This is a genomic window from Sphingomonas sp. (assembly GCF_030145815.1).
Taxonomy (GTDB): Bacteria; Pseudomonadota; Alphaproteobacteria; order Sphingomonadales; family Sphingomonadaceae; genus Sphingomonas.
This window is the reverse complement of sequence record NZ_JAIXHL010000067.1, coordinates 1-4,484: the sequence shown is the minus strand read 5'-3', so window position 1 is coordinate 4,484 and position 4,484 is coordinate 1. Positions and strand designations below refer to the sequence as shown.

At 69.8% G+C, this 4,484-nt stretch carries 4 protein-coding genes; 1 reads left to right on the top strand and 3 read right to left on the bottom strand.

All coding sequences use genetic code 11. The features are described 5' to 3' along the window. On the top strand, positions 1-1,894 hold a 1,894-nt coding region (locus tag KYX69_RS22860; protein WP_300501656.1), incomplete at its 5' end, for a ComEC/Rec2 family competence protein. Positions 1,895-2,023: 129 nt separating this feature from the next. Here KYX69_RS22860 and KYX69_RS22855 read toward each other — a convergent pair. From KYX69_RS22855 to KYX69_RS22845, 3 genes are all read right to left on the bottom strand, one after another. Then, positions 2,024-2,434, bottom strand: coding sequence for a GFA family protein (locus KYX69_RS22855; RefSeq protein ID WP_300501655.1), 411 nt, complete (start codon positions 2,432-2,434; stop codon positions 2,024-2,026). A 108-nt stretch (positions 2,435-2,542) separates the two neighbouring features. Further along, the gene (gene lexA / locus KYX69_RS22850) at positions 2,543-3,211 is read right to left on the bottom strand and encodes a transcriptional repressor LexA (protein WP_300501654.1); all 669 of its coding nucleotides are present in this window, start codon (positions 3,209-3,211) and stop codon (positions 2,543-2,545) included. Positions 3,212-3,282: 71 nt separating this feature from the next. Continuing rightward, the gene (locus KYX69_RS22845; RefSeq protein WP_300501657.1) at positions 3,283-4,467 is read right to left on the bottom strand and encodes a molybdopterin molybdotransferase MoeA; all 1,185 of its coding nucleotides are present in this window, start codon (positions 4,465-4,467) and stop codon (positions 3,283-3,285) included. Positions 4,468-4,484: the final 17 nt, after the last annotated feature.

Below are 4,484 nucleotides of genomic sequence, written 5' to 3'. Positions count from 1 at the left end.
GTGCGGGCGCGCGGCGCGGGCGCTGGTGTGGGCGGGGCTGCTGGTCGCGCTGGGCTGTGCGCTGGTGTGGTGGCGGGCGGAGCGGGTTGCCGCTCCGGTGCTGGCGCGGCCGGCGGTGGTGCAGGTTGTCGGTATTGTCGAGCGGATCGAGCCGATGCCGGCGCGGGAACTGGTGCGGCTGCGCATTGCCACCGATGCGGGGAGTGGCTTGCCGGGGCTGGTGCGGGTCAATCTGGCGGTGAAGGACATGCCCGATGGGCTGACGCCCGGCGCGCGGGTGCGGGTGCGGGCGCGGCTGATGCCGCCCGCGCCGCCTGCTGTGCCGGGGGCGTATGATTTCGAGCGAGTCGCGTGGTTCGACGGGCTGGGCGCGACCGGGCGGGGCTTTGCGCCGGTCGAGGTGCTGGCGCCGGGGCGGCGCGACAGCGGGCTCCGCGCGCGGCTGACGGCGCATGTCCAGTCGCGGGTCGAGGGCAGTGCGGGCGGGATCGCGGCGGCGCTGGTGACGGGGGATCGCGGGGCGATTTCCGAGGAGGATGCCGAGGCGCTGCGGCGGTCGGGGCTGGCGCATCTGTTGTCGGTGAGCGGGCTGCATGTGACGGCGGTGGTCGGCGCGACGATGCTGCTGGTGCTGCGGCTGCTCGCGCTCAGCCCGACGCTGGCGCTGCGCTGGCCGTTACCGGTGATCGCGGCGGGTGTCGCGGGCGTGACGGCGGTGGGATACACATTGCTGACCGGGGCGGAGGTGCCGACGGTGCGGTCGTGTATCGCGGCGCTGATGGTGCTGGCGGCGATGATGCTGGGGCGACAGGCGATCACGCTGCGGCTGGTGGCGTTCGGGGCACTGGTGGTGTTGCTGCTGTGGCTCGAGGCGCTGGTCGGGCCGAGTTTTCAGATGAGCTTTGCCGCGGTTACCGCGATCGTTGCGCTGTACGAAAACCAGCGCGTGCGCGGCTGGTTTGAGCGGCGTGAGGAGGGGTGGGGAAGGCGACTGGCGCGGGGTGTTGCGTCATTGCTGCTGACCGGTCTGGTGGTCGAGATCGCGCTGACGCCGATTGCGCTCTATCATTTCCACAAGTCCGGACTCTACGGATCGCTCGCCAATATCGTGGCGATTCCGCTGACGACCTTTGTCGTGATGCCATTCGAGGCGGCGGGGCTGGCGTTCGATGCGGTTGGGCTGGGGGCGCCCTTCTGGTGGGTGGCGGAGCAGGGGCTGCAGCTGTTGCTGTGGATTGCGCATACCGCCGCGAACGCGCCGGGCGCGCTGGCGATGCTGCCCGCGATGCCGGGCGGGGCCTATGCGCTGATGGTCGTGGGGGGCGTGTGGATTGCGCTGTGGCGGACACGGGTGCGGCTGGCGGGGCTGGTGCCCGTGGCCGCGGGGGCGTTGTGGGCGCTGGCGACGCCGATGCCGGATTTGCTGGTGACGGGCGACGGGCGGCATCTGGCGCTGCGAATGGAGAGTGGCGAGCTGGCGCTGCTGCGCGACCGGGCGGGGGATTATGTCCGCGACACGCTGGCCGAGAATGGCGGGGTGGATGCCGAACTGCCCGCGCTGGCGGAGCAGCGTGATGCGCGGTGCAGTGCGGACCTGTGTATGGTCACGATCGAGCGCGGGGGCCACAGCTGGCGGATCGCGGCGACGCGCAGCGGCTATCGCGTGCCGTGGCGGGAGATGGTGGCGTTCTGCGCCTCAGCCGACATCATCGTGGCGGATCGCTGGCTTCCGCGCGGGTGCGTGCCGAAATGGCTGAAGCTGGATCGGGCGATGTTGGAGGCCACGGGTGGCGTGGCGATCACGTTCGGAGAGCGGCCGACGGTGGTGACGGTGCGGCGACCGGGGGCGCGGCATCCGTGGCTGGAGGCGGAAACGGTGATGCCGGGGCGGTGAGGGGCGCAGCGCTACGTCTTGACACCCTCGTCACCCCGGCCCCCGTGCCGCGGTCCCCGGGGCCCGCGCCCAAGGCTCATGCTCCGCGCCTGCCTTCCAATACAAGGCCGGGGTGACGAAGGGTGGGGCCTACGCCCCGCCCGGAAACCGTTCGAACTGCGGCAGGCTGTGGGCGTCCTGCATCCAGCCGATGCGGTCGGCGGTCTGGATGTGGGCGGCGGCGGGGACGGCGTCGGGGTCGTCGAGGGTTGCGGCCTGGATGTCGACGAGGCCGGGCAGGTTGGTCGCGTTGCGGTAGAACAGCCCGGTGCCGCAGGTTTCGCAGAACCAGCGGCGGCCGGTGTCGGACGAGGCATATTCGCGGGGACTGCCCTGTGTCACCGTCAGCGCGTCCTCAGGGTACATCGCCCAGCCGACCATCGGTGCGCCGGCGCAGCGGCGGCAGTCGGTGCAGTGGCATAGTGCCTGCCCACCGTGCATGGGTTCGCCGTCGATTGCGTAGCGCACCGCGCCGCAATGGCATCCGCCAGTCAGGGTCATGGCCTCTCTCCCATCGTTTCGCGATGCCCTTCGACAGGCTCGGGTCGGGGCTTGGCGTTACACGCCCTCCCCAAACCCCTCCCGTAAACGGGAGGGGCTTTAAGTTTGTCAGTAGCGGCGCAGCAGGCCGGCCAGCTTGCCCTGGACGCGCACCTGATCGGGACGGTAGCGCTGGGGGTCGTAGCTGCGGTTTGCCGGGTCGAGGCGGACCATGCTCCCCTCGGTCCGGAAGTACTTCAGCGTCGCTTCCATCTCGTCGATCAGAGCAACCACGATTTCGCCATCGCGCGCCGTTTCCTGACGACGGATCAGCGCATAGTCGCCGTCGAAGATCCCGGCCTCGACCATCGAGTCACCGGCGACTTCCAGCGCGTAATGATCGCCCGATCCCAGCAACGCAGCGGGGACGGGGAGCATCGTCGATCCCTCCATCGCCTCGATCGGGACACCGGCGGCGATGCGGCCGTGGAGCGGGATTTCGATCACGTCGTTCGCCGGCTGCGGCGCGGGGCGCGGCATCGCGACCACGGTCGACTTCGGTGCAGCCTTTTTCGGCTCGCCCCGCTCGGGCATCTTGACCACTTCGAGCGCACGCGCACGATTGGGCAGGCGGCGCAGGAAACCGCGTTCCTCCAATGCCGAAATCAGACGGTGGACGCCCGACTTGGACTTGAGGTCGAGCGCGTCCTTCATCTCCTCGAACGAGGGTGAAACCCCGGTCTCGGCCAGACGGTCGGCGATGAAGCAGATCAGCTCATGCTGCTTCTTCGTAAGCATTGGACGTCCCCTATCAAGAACAGACGTGGAACGTTTACGCTGTGTTCTACGCTGCGTCAAGCGGGTGCGAATCAGCTGATATCGAGGATTTCCACCGAGTCGCCCGGTGCGGCCGCCGGAACATGTGGAGCACGTACGATCAGGCAGTCCGAGGCGGCCAAGATGCGCAGCATCGAGCTGTCCTGACGGTCGGCCGGAACCACGCGGCCGTCGCGGTGGACTGCGCGGATATGGTCGGCGCGCGGGCCATTGGTGGGCAGCGCCGAACCGACGATGGCTGTGCGGCGGCGGGGCAGGGGGTCGGCTGCGCCGGAGAGATACGCGACCATCGGCAGGACAAAGAGCAAGGCGGTGACATACGCCGATACCGGATTGCCGGGCAGTCCGAGGACGACGGTATCGCGCATCCGCCCGGCCATCAGCGGCTTGCCCGGGCGCATCGCGATCCGCCAGAAATCGATTTCGGTGCCAGCGGCCTCAAGCGCGGGGCGGACCAGATCGTGGTCCCCAACGGACGCGCCGCCACTGGTGACGAGCAGATCGGCGTCGACTGCGGCGAAGGCGGCGGTGAGCGTGTCGATCCGGTCGGGGAGAATGCCGAGATCGATCAGATCGACCGGCAACGTCGCCAACAGCGCGGCCAGCATTGTGCCATTGCTTTCGGGGAGCGCGCCGGGGGTCAGCGGTGCGCCGGGTGTGCGCAGTTCATCGCCGGTGGCGACGATGGCGACGCGAATGCGGCGGTGGACGGGAAGGGTGGCGTGTCCGGCACTCGCGGCGAGGGCGACGCGCGCAGGGGTCAGGCGCGCACCGGCATCGATCAGCGTTTCGCCATGGGTGAAATCGAGCCCAACCGGGCGGACATGTGCGCCGCGATGCGGTGGACCTTCGCCGTCCAGCGTTAGCGTGTGGCCGTCGCGCGCCGCTTCTTCCTGCACCAGGATCGTGTCTGCGCCGTCGGGGACCGCAGCACCCGTGAAGATGCGGGTCGCTTCACCCGCCGCGACCGTGCCAGCGAACGGACGCCCCGCTGCGCTCTCGCCGGTCACTCGCCATGGGCCGGGCAGGTCGGCGAAGCGGATCGCATAGCCATCCATCGCCGATAGCGGCAGCTCGGGCTGGGTGCGTAATGCGACGACCGGCGCGGCGGCCCAGCGCCCGGCGGCCGCGCGCAGGGGCACATGCTCGACCGGCACCGGATCGGCCAATGCGAACAGGCGTTCTTGCGCCGCGGCTAATGAAGTCATGTCGGCCATGCTCCCGATTAGCCGGG